The organism is Streptomyces sp. CNZ287 (assembly GCF_007827615.1).
The window spans coordinates 468,077-486,276 of sequence record NZ_VISV01000002.1 but is presented as its reverse complement, the minus strand read 5'-3'; the positions used below and the strand labels follow the sequence as shown (position 1 = coordinate 486,276).

The following is an 18,200-nucleotide window of genomic DNA, read 5'->3' as shown; positions in this document are numbered from 1 at the left end:
CCTCCGGTGGTCTGCGGACTGCCGAGTCTGCAGCGTGAGACCGGCGGGCGGCCCGGAAGTCATCGGTACGCGGCGGGGCGGCCCCGCCCGTCCTCACCCCGCCAGGACGCCGAGGGGGTCGTCGAGCACCGGCTGCCAGGCGAGTTCGGCGGCCCCGACCAGGCTGTTGTGGTCGAGCGTGCACTCCAGCACCGGGACGCCGCCGCTGCGCCCCCACAGGCTTCGGTCCGCCACCCGCGCGCGCAGCCGCTCGGGCGCGGCGGCCAGCAACACCTGGTGCAGGCCGCCGAGGATGATGCGGTCGGGGTTGAGGATGTTGACGAGGCCCGCGAGGCCGAGGCCGAGGCGGTCCACGACCAGGTCGACGGCGGCGGCGACCGCCGGGTCCGCGTGCTCGTCGCGTACCAGCTCGCGGGCCTGCTGGAGCAGCGAGACCTCGGGGCCGGGCGCGCGGCCGGCGGCCGTCAGGAGTGCCAGCGGGTCGGTCTCGACGTCCAGGCAGCCGCGGCTGCCGCAGTGGCACGGCAGGCCCTCGTCGGGGTTGACGGTCAGGTGGCCGACCTCCAGCGCCAGCCCGGCGCTGCCGGTGTGCAGCCGCCCGTCGAGGACGAGCGCACCGCCGACGCCGCGGTGGCCGGTGGCGACGCACAGCAGGTGCGCGGAGCCGCGCCCCGCGCCGTGGCGGTGTTCCGCCAGGGCGGCGAGGTTGACGTCGTTGCCGGTGAACGCCCGCGGGGCGGCGGCGAACTCGATGCCGGAGGCGGTCAGGCAGTCGTGGAAGATGCGGCGTACGGGCGCGCCCGCGGGCCAGGCGAGGTGCAGCGGGTTGAGCGCTTCGCCGTCCGGTTCCGCGACCGCGGACGGCACGGCGAGGCCGGCGCCCACGCAGGTCCGCCCGGTGGCGCGCAGCAGCTTGGCGCCCTCCTCGACGACGGCGGCGAGTACGTGCGCGGGGTCGGCCGGGACCGTACCGCAGCCGGGGGCGGTGGCGACGATGCGGCCGCCGAGCCCGACGAGCGCGGCGCGGAAGCCGTCCGCGTGCACCTGCGCGGCGAGCACGACGGGGCCCTCGGGGTTGACGGCCAGGCCGTGCGAGGGCCGGCCCTGGTGTCCGGCGGCGGCGGGCCGGGAGTCCACGGTGATCAGGCCCAGCGCCGCCAGCTCCGCCGCGACGGCGCCCGCGGTGGCGCGGGTCACGCCCAGTTCCGCGGTGAGCACGGCGCGGGTGGGCGCCCGGCCGGTGTGGACGAGCTCCAGCGCGGGCCCCAGCGCGCTCCGGCCTCTCTCGGGTCGCGCGGGCCTTGTACGAGTCGGCGTCACACTTCTATTCTGTCTTTGTGCCGACGCTAAACAAAATACGGGCGGCGCTCCCCCGGTCACTGCGCGGCACCGCCGTGCCCCGCGGCCCCGCCGGAGCCCAGCTCGCCCGTCTCCGTACCGTCCTGACCGTCTTCTTCGCCCTCGACGGCTTCGTCTTCGCCGGCTGGGTCGTCCGGATCCCGGACATCAAGGACCAGACCGGCGCCTCGCCCAGCGCGCTGGGGCTCGCGCTGCTCGGCGTGTCCGCGGGCGGGGTGGCGACCATGGTGCTCACCGGCGGGCTCATCCGCCGCTACGGCGCGCACGCGGTCACCGTGGGCACGGCCGCGCTGCTGTCGGCCGGCGTGGTGCTGCCGCCGCTGACCCGCTCCGCACTCGCGCTCGGCCTCGTCCTGGTGGTCTTCGGCGCCGCGTTCGGCTCCATCAGCGTCGCCATGAACAGCGCGGCCGTCGACCTGGTGGCCGCCCTGCGGCGACCCGTGATGCCCAGCTTCCACGCGGCGTTCAGCCTCGGCGGGATGCTCGGCGCCGGGCTCGGCGCGCTCGTCGCGGGGCACCTCTCCCCTACCCGGCACCTGCTGCTCCTCGCGCTGCTCGGGCTCGCCGTCACCGCTTTCGCCGGGCCCGCGCTCCTCGCCCTCCCGGCCCCGAAGCGGCCGCCCGCGCCGGAGGACGCGGACCGCGCGGATGTCCCTGACACGTCCGGATCCGACGCCGCAGCGGGCCGCGGGCCGGCCGCGGCGGAGCGGCCCGCCGGGCGCACCCGGCTGCTCGTCGCCGTGCTCGGGCTCGTCGCGCTGTGCACCGCGTACGGCGAGGGCGCCATGGCCGACTGGAGCGCGCTGCACCTGAAGGAGTCCCTGGACGCGGGGCCGGGGATGGCAGCCGCCGGCTATTCCGTCTTCGCCCTCGCCATGACCGCCGGGCGGCTCTCCGGCACCGCGCTGCTGCTGCGGCTCGGCCAGAACCGCGCCCTGGTCACCGGCGGCGCCACCGCCTGCGTGGGCATGCTGCTCGGCTCCTTCTCCCCGTACGTCTGGGGCGCACTGGCCGGCTTCGCCCTCACCGGGCTCGGCCTGGCCAACATATTTCCCATAGCCATCGGCCGCGCCGGCGAACTGGCGGGCCCGAACGGCGTCGCCGCCGCGTCCACGCTCGGGTACGGCGGCATGCTGCTCGGACCGCCGGCGATCGGCTTCCTCGCCGACTGGTTCTCGCTGCGCGCGGCGCTGAGCACGGTGGCGCTGCTCGCCGGGGCGGCGGCGCTCATCGCGTACGCGATGCAGGCCGTGCAGAACGGCGGGCGCCCGCGCGGGACGTGAGGAGCCGGGCCCGGGAGCCGGTCCTGCCGGTCCTGCCGGTCATCTGATGCCGACGGTGCGGGCGAGCACCGCCCGCTGCACGGGCAGGGCCTCGGCGTGCAGCGTGCGGCCCGCGTCGGTGACGCACACCTGCACGCCTCTGCGGTCCTCGGGGCACATGCCGCGGGTCACCAGACCGTGCTTCTCCAGCCTGCCGACGAGGCGGGACAGCGCGCTCTGGCTCAGGTGCACCCGGTCCGCCAGCTCCTGCACCCGCAGGCTCGCCCTGTCACCCGAGTTCGCCATGCCGAGGAGCACGTCCAGCACCTCGAAGTCGCTGGCCCCGATGCCGTATCGATGCAGCTCACGGTCCAATTCGCCCACCGCACGCGCGTGCACCGCGCGGATCTCCCGCCATTGAGAAACGACCGCGCCTTCGGCGCTCCCCGTTGCCATGGCATGGCACCGTACCAGCCCGTGAGCGGGATGTGACGGCCGGTGTGCAACGGATTGAACACGGCGCTTCGGGGATAGAGTTCGGGGCATGAGGGGGCTGGAAATGCGCGGACCGAGGACGCAGAGCCAACGGGACGCACTGACCGTCGAGATCGTGTACGCGGCCGTCACGGCGGCGCTGCTGGCGGGTGCGGTGTTCCTCGCGGTCGCCGCGCCCGCGCTGTTCTTCGACGCGGTGCGCGGCGACGCAAGGGTGGGGGTACTGACGGCCGCGAAGGCGGCCGGGGCTACGGTGTTCGTGATCCGCGTCGCGCTCGTCCTGCGTCCTTGCTGAGCAGCCGCCCGACCAGGGGCCAGAGCAGGATCAGCGCGATGACGGCGTAGAGCGTGACCGCGAACGGGGTGTTGACGAGGCCGCTCAGGCTGCCGTCGCTGAGCTGGAGCGCCCGGCGCATCTGCTGCTCGGCGGCCGGGCCGAGGATGACGCCGATGATCGCCGGCAGCACCGGCAGCCCGTAGCGCCGCATGCCGAGCCCGATCAGGCCGATCACCAGCAGGATGACCAGGTCCGCCGCCTCGCCGCTGACGGCGTAGGCGCCGACCGCCGCGAAGAAGAGGATGCCCGCGTAGAGATAGGGCCGCGGGATGCGCAGCAGCTTGGCCCAGACCGGCGCCAGCGGCAGGTTGATGAGCAGCAGCAGGAACATCCCGACGAACAGCGACGCGATCAGGCCCCACACGAGGTCGGGTTCGCGGTCGAAGAGCAGCGGGCCCGGCTGGATGCCGTACTGCTGGAACGCGGCCAGCATCACGGCGGCGGTCGCCGTCGTCGGCAGGCCCAGCGTGAGCATCGACACCAGCGTTCCGGCCGCGGAGGCGGACGCCGCCGACTCCGGCCCCGCGACGCCCTCGATGGCGCCCTTGCCGAACTCGTCCGTGTGCTTCGACAGCTTCTTCTCCGTCACGTACGACAGGAAGGTGGGTATCTCCGCGCCGCCCGCCGGGATCGCCCCGAACGGGAACCCGATCGCCGGCCCGCGCAGCCACGGGCGCCAGGTGCGCCGCACGTCGGAGCGGGCCAGCCACGGCCGGCCGACGGGTATCGGGCCCTGGTTGCCCGAGCGCAGCCGGGCGGCCACCCACAGCGCCTCGCCGACCGCGAAGAGGCCGACCGCGACGATGATGACGTCGATGCCGTCGGCGAGTTGCAGCGAGCCGAACGTCAGCCGCTCCTGGCCGGTCATCTGGTCGAGTCCGACCAGGCCGATGGTGAGCCCGATGAGCAGCGAGGCGAAGCCGCGGATGCGGGAGCGGCCCAGCACGGAGGTGACCGCGATGAACGCGAGGACCATGAGGGCGAAGTAGTCCGGCGCGCCGATGTCGACGGCCAGATCGGCGATCACCGGGGCGAGCGCGACCAGCAGGATCGTGCCGATCATGCCGCCCGCGAAGTGCCCGATCGCCGCGGCGGCCAGGGCCTGCGGGCCGCGGCCCGACGTGGCCATCGGATGGCCCTCGATGGCGGCGACCACCGCGGCGCTCTCCCCCGGTGTGTTGAGCAGGATCGAGGTGGTGGAGCCGCCGAACATGCCGCCGTAGTAGATGCCGGCGAACATGATGAGCGCGGCGGTGGGCTCGAGACCGTACGTCACGGGGAGCAGCAGCGCGACGGCCATCGCCGGGCCGATGCCGGGCAGGACGCCGATCGCGGTGCCGAGGAGGACGCCGACGGCGGCCCAGAGGAGGTGGGCTGGCGTCAGCGCGGTGCCGAAGCCGTCGATGAGAGAGGTGAAGGAGTCCATCTCACAGCACCTCCATGAGGGGCCCGCCGGGCAGCGGGACGCCCAGCAGGTTGTTGAAGACGGTGTACGTGATCACCGACAGCACGGCGGCCACGAGCGGGTCGGTGGTGAACGCACGGCTGCCCAGCGCGTAGGCCGCGCCCCAGAACAGCAGCGCGCCGGCGATGGGGAAGCCGACCTCGCCGATGAGGAAGGCGGAGGCGAGGAAGACCCCGGCGAGCAGCAGCACGGTGCGCCACTCGGAGGGCGCGTCCAGGTCGATGTCCTCGCCGCCCTCGGCCTCGCCCTTGCCGCCGCGCAGCACGTCGACCGCGAGGAGGGCGGCGACGACGAGGAGGGCGATGCCGATGACCGTGGGGACGGCCTCGGGGCCGACCGGGCCGCGCTGGGCGTAGTCGGTGTCCATGGTCAGCGCGTCGATGAGCACCAGCACGCCGAGGGCCAGCAGCAGGACACAGACGCCGAGTTCGGACTTGCCGCGCAGCAGGGCGAGCTGCAGGGCGAGCGGGCCGCCGGGGGCGGGCGTGCCGTCCGGGGCGTCCTTGCCGACCGGTGGTGCCGCGGGAGCACGGGTCCCGTCCGCCCCCGGCCCGTTCGTCTTCGGCTCGTTCGTCACAGGCCCAGCTCCTTCAGCACCGAGACCACGCGCCGGTCCTGCGCGTCGAGGTAGTCGCCGAACTTCTCGCCGGTGAGGAAGGCGTCGGTCCAGCCGTTCGTCTTCAGCGACTGCCGCCACTCGCCGGTGTCGTGCAGCTTCTCGAAGAGGTGGATGAGGTTCTTGCGTTCGGTGCCGGACAGCCCCGGCGGGGCGACGAAGCCGCGCCAGTTGGTGAACGCCACGTCGATGCCCGTCTCGCGCAGCGTCGGCGCGTCCAGACCCGGGTGCCGCTCACCGCTGGTGACCGCGAGCACCCGCAGGTCGCCCGCGTCGATCTGGTCGAGGTACTCGCCGACGCCGGAGACGCCGAAGGCGACCTTGCCGCCGAGGATCGACGCGAGCAGCTCGCCGCCGCCGTCGTACGGGACGTAGTTGACCTCCTTGGGCACGATCCCGGCGGCCCGGGCCATCAGCATCGGTGCCAGGTGGTCCGGGCCGCCGGGGGACGAGCCGCCGCCGACCGGAGTCTTGCCCGGGGAGGCTTTCCAGTCGGCCAGCAGGTCCTCGAACGTCGTGTACGGGGAGTCCGCGGGGACCACGACGATGTCGGGCTCCTCGGTCACCCGCGCGATGGGGGTGGTGTCCGCGAGCGTGTGGCCGGTGGAGTTCGTACGCACCGCGCCGCTCACCCCGAGCCCCATGGACATCGCGAGCTTGCCGTTGCCGTGCTCGTTCACCAGCCGGGACAGGCCGACGGTGCCGCCGGCGCCGGGGAGGTTGAAGACCTCGACGTTGCTGCCGAGGCCGGCCTCCTCGATGTTCCTGGCGATGGTCCTGGCGGTGATGTCGTAGCCGCCGCCGGGGGTGTTGGGCACCATCAGCTCCAGGCCGGGGATCCGGCTGCCGCTCGCCGCGCCGTCCCCCTCCGTGATGAGCGGCGGGCCGAGGAGCACCAGCAGCGCTGCCGCCGCGAGCGCGAACGGGGTGCGTAGAGTGGTCGGCAGACGCACGGTTCGGGTCACCGCCTCTTCGTCGAGGAGCCGGCTCCGCGGAGCCGTGGATGATCACTGGGGTCCGGATGTCGCCACATGCTCCCGCCGCGCTCCCCCGGTGTCGCGCTTGTGAACGCAAGGAAACTTCTGGTCGTTCTGGTCCCGGCGCGGACCGCCCCCGAGCGCTAGCCTGACCGCCGTGATCCGGGTACTGGTGGTCGACGACGACTTCATGGTGGCCAAGCTGCACAGCCGCTACGTCGCGGCGACCGAGGGCTTCGAGGTGGCCGGCGTCGCGCACAGCGGCGCGGAGGCGCTGCGCGCCGTGGCGCGGCTCCGCCCCGACCTGGTGCTGCTCGACGTCTATCTGCCGGACATGGACGGCATCGGGGTGCTGCGGCGGCTGCGCGCGGGTGAGCACGCGGACACCGACGTACTGATGATCACCGCGTCCCGGGACGCCGAAACCATCCGCGGCGCGCTGCACGGCGGCGCGCTTCACTACGTGATCAAGCCGTTCAGCCAGGCCGCGCTCCAGGAGCAGTTGCGCCACTTCGCCGCCACCCGGGCGCGGCTCGACGCGCTCGACGACACCGGCGGGGTCCAGCAGGCCCACGTCGACCGGCTCTTCAGCGCACGTCCCACGGTCTCCGGCGCGCTGCCCAAGGGGCTCAACGTGCGCACCGCCGGGCTGGTGGAGCGGGTGCTGCGCGAGCACCCCGACGGGCTCTCGGCCAGCGAGTGCGCGGAGGCGGCGGCCATCTCCCGGGTGGCCGCCCGGCGTTACCTGGAGCACTTCGCCGACTCCGGGCGGGCCGAGCTGACGCTGAAGTACGGCGGCACGGGGCGGCCCGAGCACCGCTACCGCTGGGCCGGCTGAAGCGTACGCAGACGGCCGCGCGCCGGCGCGAAGGCGCGCACGCCCGGCCCGTACGGCCGCGGGGAGCGCCGTATACGAACCGTGCCCGACCCGCAAGCGTGCTCCGTGCGTCACCCCTTCGGGTGCTTCCCGGGTGCCGGGGCGGCGCCGGGGGTAGTGCTGCCCCCGGCGCTGGACGCGAACGAACCCGGGGAGGGGCGGATGCCGCCTGAGCAGCCGTTCGAACTGCCGACCTTCTATCTGCCGTGGCCCGCGCGGCTCAACCCGCACGTCGAGCAGGCGCGGGGGCACTCGCGGGCGTGGGCGCGCGGGATGGGGATGCTGGAGGGCTCGGGCATCTGGGATACCGCCGACCTCGACGCGCACGACTACGCGCTGCTCTGCGCGTACACCCACCCCGAGTGCTCGGCGGACGTGCTGTCGCTGGTCACCGACTGGTACGTGTGGGTGTTCTTCTTCGACGACCATTTCGTGGAGGCGTTCAAGCGCGACCGCGACCGGGCCGGCGCCAAGGCGTACCTCGACCGGCTGCCCGCGTTCATGCCGCTGGAGCCTCACGGCGCGGACATGCCGGAGCCGCGCAACCCGGTGGAGGCGGGGCTCGCTGACCTGTGGGCGCGGACCGTGCCCGCGATGTCGGCGGACTGGCGGCGGCGGTTCGCGCGGAGCACGGTCAACCTGCTCGACGAGTCGCTGTGGGAGCTGGCCAACATCGACGAGGGGCGGGTGGCCAACCCCGTCGAGTACGTCGAGATGCGCCGCAAGGTCGGCGGGGCACCGTGGTCCGCGGGGCTGGTGGAGTACGCGGCACCGGCGGAGGTGCCCGACCGGGTGGCCGCGTCCCGGCCGCTGCTCGTGCTGCGGGACACCTTCTCCGACGCCGTGCACCTGCGCAACGATCTCTTCTCGTACCAGCGCGAGGTCGAGGAGGAGGGTGAGCTGAGCAACGGCGTGCTCGTGATGGAGACGTTCCTCGGCTGCGATACGCAGGAGGCCGCCGAGCACGTCAACGACCTGCTGACGTCCCGGGTGCAGCAGTTCGAGCACACCGCGCTCACCGAACTGCCCCTGCTCTTCGCCGAGGAGGAGCTGACGCCGGACGAGTGCGCGCGGGTGGTGGCGTACGCGAAGGGGCTCCAGGACTGGCAGTCGGGCGGGCACGAGTGGCACCTGCGCTCCAGCCGGTACATGAACGAGGGGGCGGCCGCCGCAGGACCGCCCGCCCTGCCGTACGCGCCTGCGGGCCCGGGAGCGGACGTGCGCGGGCTCTTCACCGCGACCGGGGCGACGCGGCTGCGCCCGTACACGCACGTGCCGTACCGGCGGGTCGGCCCGTCGCTGGTGCCGGAGCTGCCGATGCCGTACGGCCTGCGCCTCTCGCCGCACCTCGACGCGGCCCGGATCCGGACGGCCGGCTGGGCCCGCCGCATGGGCTTCCTCCAGCCCCAGCCCGGGGTGCCGGGCTCGCACGTCTGGGACGGCCCGCGCCTGCGCGGCTACGACCTCCCGCTCTGCGCCGCCGGGCTGCACCCGGACGCCGACGGGGAGGAGCTGGACCTTTCCTCGCGGTGGCTGGCCTGGGGCACCTACGGGGACGACTACTACCCGGCCGTCTTCGGCCGCACCGGCGACCTGGCCGGCGCGCGGGCCTCGAACGACCGGCTGAAGCTGTGCATGCCGCTGGCCGACGGGGCGCCGGTGGCGCCCCCGGCGAACGCGCTGGAACGCGGGCTTGCCGACCTGTGGCGGCGGACGGCCGGGCCCATGCCGCCCGAGGAGCGCGCACGCTTCCGCGCGACGGTGGACGTCATGCTCGACGCCTGGCTGTGGGAGCTGTCCAACCGTGCGCAGAACCGCATCCCGGACCCCGTGGACTACATCGAGATGCGCCGGGCGACGTTCGGCTCCGCCATGACGATGTACCTCTGCCGGCTGCGCCGCGGGACCGCCGTGCCTGCCGAGGTCTACGAGAGCGGGCCGGTGCGAGCGCTGGAGAACTCCGCCGTGGACTACGCGTGCCTGCTCAACGACCTGTTCTCGTACCAGAAGGAGATCGAGTACGAGGGCGACCTCCACAACGGGGTGCTGGTCGTCGAGAACTTCTTCGGCGTCGGCTACCCGGCCGCGGTGCGGATCGTGCACGACCTCGTGGCGGGGCGGATGCGGGAGTTCGAGCACGTGGTCGCGGCCGGGCTGCCGGTGCTGTACGCGGACCTGGAGGCGTCCGAGGAGGTGCGCGCGGCGGTGGCGGGCTACGTACGCGACCTGCAGAACTGGATGGCCGGCATCCTCAACTGGCACCTGCACGTGCGGCGGTACGGGGCCGCGGAGCTGGCGGAGGACGCGTGCGGTCCCGGGCTGCCGGGCGGGGCGCCGGCGGGGCTGGGCACGGCGGCGGCGCGGCCGGGGGCGTGGGCGGGGGCGTGAGGGCCCTGGCGGAGCGGGCGGGGCCTGGCCGGGTACGGGCCGGAGGGCCGGCCCGGGTCAGCCGAGCCAGCCGGGGCGGACCAGCCCCGACTCATACGCCTGCACCACCAGTTGTGCCCGGTCCCGTACGCCGAGCTTGACCATGGTCCGGCTCACGTGCGTCTTGGCCGTCAGAGGGCTGACCACCAGCCGGCGGGCGATCTCCTCGTTCGACAGGCCCATGCCCACCAGCGCCATGACCTCCCGCTCCCGCTCGGTCAGCTCGTCGAGCGCCGCGGCCGCCGCGGGCTCCTTGGAGCGCGCGGCGAACTCGGAGATCAGCCGGCGGGTGACGCCCGGGGAGAGCAGTGCGTCGCCCTCGACCACGGCCCGTACCGCGCGCACCAGTTCCTCCGGCTCGGTGTCCTTGACCAGGAAGCCGGAGGCGCCGGAGCGGATCGCCTCGAAGACGTACTCGTCCAGCTCGAAGGTGGTGAGCATGACGACCTTGACGCCCGCCAGATCCGGGTCGCCGGTGATCCGGCGGGTGGCCTCCAGCCCGTCGAGAACCGGCATGCGGATGTCCATGAGGACGACGTCCGGGCGCTGTTCGCGGACGAGCGCCACGGCCTCCTCGCCGTCCGCCGCCTCGCCGCACACCTCCACGTCCCGCTGGGCGTCGAGGAGGGCGCGGAAGCCGGCCCGTACGAGCACCTGGTCGTCGGCGAGCATCACGCGGATCACTGGCGCTCCTCTGGGGTGTGGCGACGAGGGGTCTCGCGGCCGGCGTTCACGGTATCCGCCGGGAGCGGGATGCGGGCCCGCACCCGGAAGCCGCCGTCGGCGCGGGTGGCGGCCTCGACGGTGCCGCCGAGCGCGGAGGCGCGCTCGCGCATGCCGACCAGGCCGTTGCCGCCGCCGGTGAGGCCGCTCGCGGTGGCGGGTCCTGCGTCGTCGATCTGCAGCTCCAGCTCGCCGGGCGCGTGGCGGACCAGGACGCGGGCGGTGCGCGAGCCGGAGTGGCGGACGACGTTGGTCAGCGCCTCCTGGACGATGCGGAACGCGGCCAGCTCCGTGCCCGGCGGCAGCGCGGCCCGCGTGCCCTCGACGGCGATGTCCACGGTGAGGCCGGCCGCGGCGGCCTGCTCCTTCAGCTCGCCGAGCCGGTCGAGGCCGGGGGCGGGCGAGCGCGGGGCGCCGCCGGGGGTGCGCAGCGCGTCGAGCACCTGCCGCACCTCGCCGAGGGCTTCCTTGCTGGCGGACTTGATGGTGGTCAGTGCCTCGCGGGCCTTCTCGGGCTGCTGGTCGAGGAGCGCGAGGCCCACGCCCGCCTGGATGTTGATGACGGAGATGCTGTGCGCCAGCACGTCGTGCAGCTCGCGGGCGATGCGCAGCCGCTCCTCGTCGGCGCGGCGGCGCTTGGCCTCCTCGCGCTCGGCCCTGGCGGCGGCCCACTGCTCGCGGCGCGTACGCATCAACTCGCCGCCGGCGACCACCGCCAGCACCCAGGCGATGACGAACAGCACCTGGCCCCAGTGGCCGCCGCCGTCGTCGCTCGGCGGCAGCCAGCGGTAGAGGACGGAGGTGTACGCGATGTGGCCGGCGAAGAGCAGCCCGAGCGCCCCCCAGACGGCGTGCCGCTCCCCCACGGAGATGGCGGCGAAGCAGGCGACGGCGGCGCTGAGGAAGATCGGCCCGTACGGGAAGCCCGTGGCCAGATAGCCGAGGCAGACGGCGACGGTGCCGAAGGCGGCGGTGCGCGGGTAGCGGTGGCGCAGCAGGAGGAGCACGGCGGCGGCGAGGAGGAAGCCGATGGCACCGGGGAAGGGGTCGACGCGGTCGGTGGCCTGGGCGGCGCCGCGGGTGCCGACGACCATGAAGAACGTCAGGAAGAGGGTGGAGCGCCAGGGGAGGCGGTCGCGGCTGGGCAGCCAGCGGAGCATGCCGGGAAGCGGGCGGCCGTCATTGTCGTCGGGGGCGGTACGCGGGCCGCCTGGGGCAGAGGGGCCGCCGGACGGGGGCCCCGGCCATCGCCGGCCGCCGGCCTCGTCTTCCCGCCCCCACCACGGGGGTCCTCCGCGTCGCATGGCTGAAACGCTAACCGGCACCGGCGCCTGCGGGCGTCAGCCGTACGCGGACACCCGGCGTACTCCCGGTGGAGTACCTGCTCAGCGAGGGCGGGGCCGGTGGTTGCGAGGGCCGGGGCCGGGGGTGCCTGGGCGTGGCGGTCCCGGGGCGGTCCCCGGGGCGGTCCAGCGGAGGGGGCGGCTACCCGGCGGGGATGCTCAGGCGCGTCGGCCGCAAGGTGCGCACCTTCACCGTCGAGGAGCTCCCGCCCGCGGCCGCCGCGCCCGTGCTGCGCAGTCACCTCAAGCGCTGGGGCTGGGAGGTCAACCAGTACGTCAAGGGCGCGACGGCGAAGTCCTCCGACGAGGAGCTGCTCGCCGCCCCCGGCCACTCTTCCGCCTCACCGAGACCCGTTGACCGCGCTCTTCCGGTCCAGCAGCCACAGCGCCCGGTGGGCCACCGGGTGGGTGCGGACGATCTCGCCGAGCGTCGTCGACCCCTGCGTGACCTTCGTGAACATGTGCCAGGCCGGCCGGAATCCGGTCAGCGCCGCGTGGAACACCCCGGGGTGCCGCTCGAAGGCCGCCAGCATCCGCCGCCCGACCGCCATCTCCACGCCCAGGCCCGCCTTCACGGCGAACGCGTAGTTGAGCGCCTGGCGCCGCGCGTCCACCGCGTCCTGCGCCTCGGCGATCCGCACCGCCCACTCCCCCGCGAGCCGGCCGGAGCGCAGTGCGTACGAGATGCCCTCCCGGGTCCACGGCTCCAGCAGTCCCGCGGCGTCGCCGCAGACGACGACCCGGCCGCGGGACAGCGGCGAGTTGTGCGCGCGGCAGCGCGTGAGGTGCCCGGACGACAGGCTCGGCTCGAAGCCCGCAAGACCGAGCCGGGCGGTGAACTCCTCCAGATAGCGCTTCGTCGCGGCGCCGTCGCCGCGGGCGGAGATCACGCCGACCGTCAGCGTGTCCCCCTTGGGGAAGACCCAGCCGTAACTCCCGGGCAGCGGGCCCCAGTCGATGAGCACCCGGCCGCGCCAGTCGTCGGCGACCTCCGGCGGCACCGGGATCTCCGCCTCCAGACCCAGGTCCACCTGCTCCAGCTCCACCCCGACGTGGCTGCTGGTCCGCCCCGCGCTGCCGTCCGCGCCGACCACGGCGCGGGCCAGCACCTTCTCGCCGCCCGACAGGTGCACGGCCACCGTGCGCCGGTCCGGCACATCGGGCCCGTGCTGCTCGACCCGCGCGACGGTCACGCCGGTACGCAGCCGCGCCCCCGCGCCCTGCGCGGCCTCGGCGAGCCGGGCGTCCAGCTCGGCGCGGTTGACGAGCCCGAACAGCGTGCGGCGGGAGCGGCGCGTGCGGCCGAGCCGGCCGCGCATGGTGAACGTCACGGCGTTGACGCGGTCGCGCAGCGGCAGTTCGACCCCGTCGGGGAGCGCCTCGCGGGACAGCCCGATGATGCCGCCGCCGCATGTCTTGTAGCGGGGCAGTTCCGAGCGTTCCAGGAGGAGGACGCTGCGGCCCTGTCCGGCGGCGGCGTACGCCGCGGAGGCACCGGCGGGACCTGCGCCGATCACCACGACGTCCCAGACCTCCGGCTCGCCGCCGGCCGCCCCGCCGGCCCCGGCACCGGTCTCCGACCCGGGCGCCACCGGCGGCGTCTTCGCGGGCCCTTCGTCCGGCGCCGCCTCCCCGGCCGCGTCCCGTGCGTCGCCCGGCGAGCGGCCCTCTGCCGCCTCGCCCGCTTCGTTGCCCGCCTCGTTCTCGCTGGTCACGTTGGCTCTCTGCTCCTGTTTCCGGCCTCCCCCACCCGGGGGCGCCCACCTGCCGCATCCTAGAACGACGCACCGCTGTGCGATGATCGTCACCGCTCGCCCCGATTCCGGGACCCGACACCGCAGGACACAACGCAGTTCGCCCGAGGAGCGTTCCCATGGACACCGATCGGCTCGCCGGCACCGTCGCCGGACTGCTGCCGCGCGCCCGTACCGAACTGGCCGAGCTGGTCTCCTTCCGCTCGGTCGCGCTCATCGATCCGGAGCGCTTCCCGGCGACCGAGTCCGACGCCGCCGCCCGCTGGATCACCGACGCGCTCACCGCCGAGGGCTTCACGGACGTGCGGCTGCTCGACACCCCGGACGGCACCCGTTCGGTGTACGGGTACCTCCCGGGGCCGGCCGGCGCCCCCACGGTGCTGCTCTACGCCCACTACGACGTACAGCCGCCGCTCGACGAATCAGCGTGGCTCAGCCCGCCCTTCGAGCTGACGGAGCGCGACGGCCGGTGGTACGGGCGCGGCGCCGCGGACTGCAAGGGCGGCGTCCTCATGCATCTGACCGCGCTCCGCGCGCTGCGCGAGAACGGCGGCGTGCCGGTCTCGGTCAAGATCATCGTCGAGGGCTCGGAGGAGCAGGGCACCGGCGGTCTGCAGCAGTACGCCGAGCAGCACCCGGAGTTGCTGGCCGCCGACACGATCGTCATCGGCGACGTCGGCAACTTCCGCGTCGGGCTGCCCACGGTCACGGCCACGCTGCGCGGCATGACGATGCTCCGCGTGCAGGTGGACGCGCTGGCGGGGAACCTGCACTCGGGCCAGTTCGGCGGCGCCGCCCCCGACGCCCTCGCCGCGCTCATCCGGATCCTCGACTCGCTGCGCGGCCCCGACGGCTCGACCACGGTCGACGGCCTGGCACCCGGCTCCCGGTGGGACGGCCTGGCGTACCCGGAGGACACCTTCCGCCGTGACGCGAAGGTGCTGGACGGCGTGGAGCTGATCGGCACGGGCAGCGTCGCGGACCGCATCTGGGCGAGCCCCGCGGTGACGGTCATCGGGATGGACGTCCCCTCGGTGGCCGGGGCCACGCCGTCGGTGCAGGCCACCGCCGCGGCGCTGGTGAGCCTGCGGCTGCCGCCGGGCCACGGCTCTGCGGAGGCGACGGAGCGCCTGACGGCGCACTTCGAGGCGCACGCGCCCTGGGGCGTCAAGGTGACCACCGAGTCGTACGGCTCGGGCGAGCCGTTCCGCGCCGACGTCACCAGCCCCGCGTACCGCGCGATGGCCGAGGCGCTGCGTGCGGCGTACCCGGGCGAGGAGATGCAGGTCGCCGGGCAGGGCGGCACGATCCCGCTGTGCAACACCCTGGCCGAGCTGTACCCGCGGGCGGAGATCCTGCTGATCGGGCTCTCCGAGCCGGAGGCGCAGATCCACGCGGTGAACGAGAGCGTGTCGCCGGAGGAGTTGGAGCGGCTGTCGTTCGCGGAGGCGCTGTTCCTGCACCGGTACGCGGTCGGGCGCGCGGACTGAGTCCGCGGCCCCGCGGGGCCGTCAGGCGACGTCCGTGAGCCGGGCGAAGACGACGACGTTGCCCTCGTAGCCGGGGTCGTTCCCCTCGCGGTAGCGGCCGCCGCAGGTGAGTACGCGCAGCTCGGCCCGGTCGGTGTCGCCGTAGACGCGCCGGCTGGGGAAGTCGGCGGCGTCGAAGACCTCGACGGCGTAGACGGTGAACTCCGCCGTGCGGCCGTCCTCCCGGTCGACCTTGACGACGTCGCCGCGCTTCAGGCCGCCGAGGCGGTAGAAGACGGCGGGCCCGGCCGCGTCGTCGACGTGCCCGGTGACGACGGCGGTGCCGGTCGCGCCGGGGGTGGCCGCGTCCCGGTACCAGCCGGCGAGGTTGGGTACGCCGGGAGGCGGCGCGGCGAGCCAGCCGTCGGAGTCGAGGCCGACGCCGGTGAGCGGCGCGTCGACGCCGATGGCGGGGATCCGGATCGTGGCCGGCTGCGAGGCGGCCAGCGGCGGGTGCGCGGGCGGGCCGTCGTCCGCCAGGGCGCTCTCCGCGGAGGGCTGCGGCGGACCGAAGCCGCCGGTGAGCGCGGTGTGGATCATCCCGATGCCCAGGAGCATCACGCAGATGACGACGCCCGCGGCGAACCTTCTGCGCAGCGCGCCGGCCACGGTCCCGCCGCCTCCGCCGTCGCCGCCGGGGTCCGCGGGCGGGCCGCCGGGTGCGGTGCCGTTCGGCGCGGCGCCGTACCCGGCCGTGTCGTGGGGCAGCGTGCCGTGCGGGGTCATGCCGTAGGGCATCGCGGCGTAGGGGTCGATGGTGCGTTGCTCGTGCATGGTGCGGACCGTTTCTGCCCGGGAGAGCCACGCGGGAGGGTGCGCGGAGAGCTGTGCGGGAGTGGTACGGGACGTCGGGTACGGCCCGCGTGGTGCGCCCCGCGGCCCTGGGGCCGCGGGGCGGCACGCGCGATGCGGACCGGTGCCTGCGCCGCGGGGTCAGTCGCGGCCGGGCGTCTCCCGGCGCCGTAGCAGCAGAGCCCCGCCGAACGCACCCGCGGCGGTCAGCCCGGCGCCACCGGAGAGCATCACGACGTGGTCCTCCTGCGAGCCGCCGAGGCCGCCGCGGGCCGGCTTCACCGGCTTCACCGGCTCTGCGGGGCGGACCGCTTCCTTGCCCGGCTCGGCGGGCTCCGCGCCCTCCTTGCCGGGCCGCGCCGGCAGCGCCGTCCGGGTCGCCTCCTTGCCCTGCTCCTCGCGCGGCCTGGACGTGGAGCCCGTCTCCGACTTGCCGCCACCGGCGCCCGCGATGGTCAGCGGCGCGGTGCCGGACTCGGCGCCGCAGGTGAACGTCACCTCGAACGAGGCGCCCGGCTTGGCGTCGAGGTCGACCATCGCCTGGGCGCTCTGGGTGCCGCCGCCCGTGCCGAGGGCCGTCTTGTCGAAGACCGCCGACGAGGCCGTGGCTTCCTTGTCGCAGTCGGTCACGGTCAGCTCGACCCTGCCGCCCGGCTTGACGGTCTTGGGGGTGACCGTGAAGCCGAAGGAGGTGATGTTGCCGTCGTTGCCCTGCGCCGTCGCCACCGTGGCCGTGAGGCCGGCGGCGACGGCACCGACGGCCGCGGCTGCCAGCGCCGTGGATATGATCCGCATCGGTCGTTCGCTCCTGAAGTGGGGGACGCGACGACGTGGGCCGCCGCTAGCAGAGACGCTATGCAGCCGGAGCGGGTGACACGCACTCAAAAACTGCCGAACGGGGCAAGAGCAGGGCCAATAGGGTTGCCGCGGCCACCCCGCCGTCCCGCCAAGCCCCTCGCGCACCTCGCGCCCTCGCGGCGCCCTCGCGTCCCCCCTCGGATCACGCCCCGTCCGCGACCGGCGCCCCGCCCTCCAGGTAGACGGCCGCCCCCCGCCGCCGGGCCCGCAGCGCCCAGCGCAGCCGGCTGAAGCGCACCGACGGCAGCAGCCCGCCCGCCTCGTCCTCCGTGACGAACCGCCAGGCGCGCAGCTCGGGACCCGGCAGCAGCACGCCGGCCGCCTCCGCAGGGCCCAGCCGCCCGCCGTCGTAGAGCAGCCGCAGCCCGCCGTACTCGGGCGGCCGTGGCGGCTCCCAGTCCACCACCAGCAGCCGCGGCGCCCGCCGCAGGCGCAGCCCCAGCTCCTCCGCCACCTCCCGGACGCCGCCGCGCGCCGGCGCCTCGCCGGCCTCGACGACGCCGCCCGGGAACTCCCAGCCCGGCTTGTACGTGGGGTCGACGAGGAGCACCCGGTCGTCCTCGTCGAAGAGCAGCACGCCGGCGGCGAGCGTCTCGCCGGTGGGCTCGGAGTTCTGCACGATGTCGCAGTATCCTGCCCCCGCGCGGAGGCAGGAGGCGATCTCCTCGGCGGCCTCGCGTGCGCTCTGACCTGCGGCGTGGACGATGTGGGCGTCGCCGGTGAGCCAGTGCGGGAAGGGCCCGGCGTGCAGGATCGTTTCGTCAAACGAGACGAGCAAATGGCGCACTTCGAAGCCGCGCGAGGCCAGCCTGCCGAAGATCTCGTCGCGGTGCTCCTCGCGCCACAGCGCCGCCGGCACCACGAGCGGACCGTCCGCCTCCGCCAGCAGCGCCGCCGCCGTCTCGACCACCAGCCGGCGCCACGCCGGCAGCTCCTGCTCGTCGCCGACCTCGTCCAGGCGCTTCTGCGGCAGCAGCGCGCGCAGCTGTCCGCCCGTCAGCTCCGGGTCGTAGAGGATGCTCCCCGGCGTCAGCTCCACCAGCTCGTGCGCGACGCGGCGCAGACCCGTATCCCATGCACCGTTCAGCCAGACGATCACATGTTCCCCCTCTCAGCCGCCCCCAGAGAGTTGCCCGCTACCCGCTCCCGGGGAAACTCCGTGCGAAGAGTTTGGCCGCAGGTCTACGTCACACCGCCGTAACCCGGCGCAATGACGCCGGGTCGCGGACGAAGCCGGGCGGCCGCCCGGCCCGTACGCGCTCACGCCGGGCCCAACCGGGCCGGACGGGGTCCGGCTGGGGGCCGTTCGGCCCCTCCACCGCACCGCGCCCACCAGGCAGGATGGCGCCTGCCTGCCCGCTTCGTGCGGGCCGGGTTCGGCGGCCC

General features: G+C 74.7%; 16 protein-coding genes. 5 read left to right on the top strand and 11 right to left on the bottom strand.

The features are described from left to right. Positions 1–93: 93 nt before the first annotated feature. Complete coding sequence (locus FB457_RS06330; protein WP_145781122.1) at positions 94–1,320, bottom strand: ROK family protein; 1,227 nt, start codon at positions 1,318–1,320, stop codon at positions 94–96. A 17-nt stretch (positions 1,321–1,337) separates the two neighbouring features. Here FB457_RS06330 and FB457_RS06325 point away from each other — a divergent pair, with 17 nt between their 5' ends. Next, on the top strand, positions 1,338–2,642 hold the full coding sequence (locus FB457_RS06325; RefSeq protein WP_486588937.1) for an MFS transporter: 1,305 nt from the start codon (positions 1,338–1,340) through the stop codon (positions 2,640–2,642). 39 nt (positions 2,643–2,681) lie between these two features. On the opposite strand, the gene FB457_RS06320 is transcribed toward FB457_RS06325, so the two are convergent. Continuing rightward, the gene (locus FB457_RS06320; protein WP_047014490.1) at positions 2,682–3,077 is read right to left on the bottom strand and encodes a MarR family winged helix-turn-helix transcriptional regulator; all 396 of its coding nucleotides are present in this window, start codon (positions 3,075–3,077) and stop codon (positions 2,682–2,684) included. Positions 3,078–3,165: 88 nt separating this feature from the next. Between FB457_RS06320 and FB457_RS06315 the strand changes: the two genes are divergently transcribed. Beyond that, positions 3,166–3,411 carry a DUF6332 family protein gene (locus FB457_RS06315; RefSeq protein WP_486588936.1) on the top strand — a complete coding sequence of 82 codons (246 nt, stop codon included), beginning with the start codon at positions 3,166–3,168 and terminating at the stop codon, positions 3,409–3,411. Here FB457_RS06315 and FB457_RS06310 read toward each other — a convergent pair. The 3 genes from FB457_RS06310 to FB457_RS06300 are packed head-to-tail and all read right to left on the bottom strand — an operon-like array spanning position 3,365 to position 6,487. After that, positions 3,365–4,879, bottom strand: a complete 1,515-nt coding sequence (locus FB457_RS06310; protein WP_145781119.1) for a tripartite tricarboxylate transporter permease — start codon at positions 4,877–4,879, stop codon at positions 3,365–3,367. The two genes, FB457_RS06315 and FB457_RS06310, sit on opposite strands and share 47 nt — an antisense overlap. Position 4,880: 1 nt before the next feature. Then, on the bottom strand, positions 4,881–5,495 hold the full coding sequence (locus FB457_RS06305; protein WP_047014492.1) for a tripartite tricarboxylate transporter TctB family protein: 615 nt from the start codon (positions 5,493–5,495) through the stop codon (positions 4,881–4,883). Next, positions 5,492–6,487: a Bug family tripartite tricarboxylate transporter substrate binding protein gene (locus FB457_RS06300; protein ID WP_047014493.1), complete on the bottom strand. Its 996-nt coding sequence runs from the start codon at positions 6,485–6,487 to the stop codon at positions 5,492–5,494. Before FB457_RS06300 ends, FB457_RS06305 begins: the two co-directional genes overlap by 4 nt. A 181-nt stretch (positions 6,488–6,668) precedes the next feature. On the opposite strand from FB457_RS06300, the gene FB457_RS06295 reads away from it, so the two are divergent. Together FB457_RS06295 and FB457_RS06290 are read left to right on the top strand one after the other, a co-directional pair. Further along, positions 6,669–7,349, top strand: coding sequence for a response regulator (locus tag FB457_RS06295; protein WP_078898123.1), 681 nt, complete (start codon positions 6,669–6,671; stop codon positions 7,347–7,349). Positions 7,350–7,550: 201 nt separating this feature from the next. Next, positions 7,551–9,776, top strand: a complete 2,226-nt coding sequence (locus FB457_RS06290) for a terpene synthase family protein (RefSeq protein WP_047019718.1) — start codon at positions 7,551–7,553, stop codon at positions 9,774–9,776. Between the two features lie 57 nt (positions 9,777–9,833). Here the strand turns inward: FB457_RS06290 and FB457_RS06285 are convergent, their stop codons facing one another. The 3 genes from FB457_RS06285 to FB457_RS06270 all read right to left on the bottom strand — a co-directional run bounded on the left by FB457_RS06285 (position 9,834) and on the right by FB457_RS06270 (position 13,596). Then, positions 9,834–10,499: a response regulator transcription factor gene (locus tag FB457_RS06285; protein WP_047014494.1), complete on the bottom strand. Its 666-nt coding sequence runs from the start codon at positions 10,497–10,499 to the stop codon at positions 9,834–9,836. Beyond that, positions 10,496–11,842 carry a sensor histidine kinase gene (locus FB457_RS06280; RefSeq protein WP_047014495.1) on the bottom strand — a complete coding sequence of 449 codons (1,347 nt, stop codon included), beginning with the start codon at positions 11,840–11,842 and terminating at the stop codon, positions 10,496–10,498. Before FB457_RS06280 ends, FB457_RS06285 begins: the two co-directional genes overlap by 4 nt. Before the next feature lie 380 nt (positions 11,843–12,222). Continuing rightward, complete coding sequence (locus tag FB457_RS06270; protein ID WP_186461933.1) at positions 12,223–13,596, bottom strand: geranylgeranyl reductase family protein; 1,374 nt, start codon at positions 13,594–13,596, stop codon at positions 12,223–12,225. A gap of 158 nt (positions 13,597–13,754) precedes the next feature. Between FB457_RS06270 and FB457_RS06265 the strand changes: the two genes are divergently transcribed. Next, on the top strand, positions 13,755–15,125 hold the full coding sequence (locus tag FB457_RS06265; RefSeq protein WP_145781117.1) for a M20/M25/M40 family metallo-hydrolase: 1,371 nt from the start codon (positions 13,755–13,757) through the stop codon (positions 15,123–15,125). A gap of 21 nt (positions 15,126–15,146) precedes the next feature. On the opposite strand, the gene FB457_RS06260 is transcribed toward FB457_RS06265, so the two are convergent. The 3 genes from FB457_RS06260 to FB457_RS06250 form a co-directional block, all read right to left on the bottom strand. After that, positions 15,147–15,938, bottom strand: coding sequence for a class F sortase (locus FB457_RS06260; RefSeq protein ID WP_145781115.1), 792 nt, complete (start codon positions 15,936–15,938; stop codon positions 15,147–15,149). 159 nt (positions 15,939–16,097) lie between these two features. Beyond that, a complete protein-coding gene (locus FB457_RS06255) occupies positions 16,098–16,751 on the bottom strand; it encodes a hypothetical protein (RefSeq protein WP_047014498.1) in 654 nt (217 codons plus the stop codon). A 205-nt stretch (positions 16,752–16,956) separates the two neighbouring features. Beyond that, a complete protein-coding gene (locus FB457_RS06250) occupies positions 16,957–17,913 on the bottom strand; it encodes an NUDIX domain-containing protein (protein WP_047014499.1) in 957 nt (318 codons plus the stop codon). Positions 17,914–18,200: the final 287 nt, after the last annotated feature.

Bases quoted from the DNA above. Each gene is read 5' to 3' on its own strand.
- FB457_RS06255 (WP_047014498.1), bottom strand. From the start codon at position 16,751: ATGCGGATCATATCCACGGCGCTGGCAGCCGCGGCCGTCGGTGCCGTC.
- FB457_RS06265 (WP_145781117.1), top strand. From the start codon at position 13,755: ATGGACACCGATCGGCTCGCCGGCACCGTCGCCGGACTGCTGCCGCGC.
- FB457_RS06260 (WP_145781115.1), bottom strand. From the start codon at position 15,938: ATGCACGAGCAACGCACCATCGACCCCTACGCCGCGATGCCCTACGGC.
- FB457_RS06315 (WP_486588936.1), top strand. From the start codon at position 3,166: ATGAGGGGGCTGGAAATGCGCGGACCGAGGACGCAGAGCCAACGGGAC.
- FB457_RS06310 (WP_145781119.1), bottom strand. From the start codon at position 4,879: ATGGACTCCTTCACCTCTCTCATCGACGGCTTCGGCACCGCGCTGACG.
- FB457_RS06280 (WP_047014495.1), bottom strand. From the start codon at position 11,842: ATGCGACGCGGAGGACCCCCGTGGTGGGGGCGGGAAGACGAGGCCGGC.
- FB457_RS06290 (WP_047019718.1), top strand. From the start codon at position 7,551: ATGCCGCCTGAGCAGCCGTTCGAACTGCCGACCTTCTATCTGCCGTGG.
- FB457_RS06320 (WP_047014490.1), bottom strand. From the start codon at position 3,077: ATGGCAACGGGGAGCGCCGAAGGCGCGGTCGTTTCTCAATGGCGGGAG.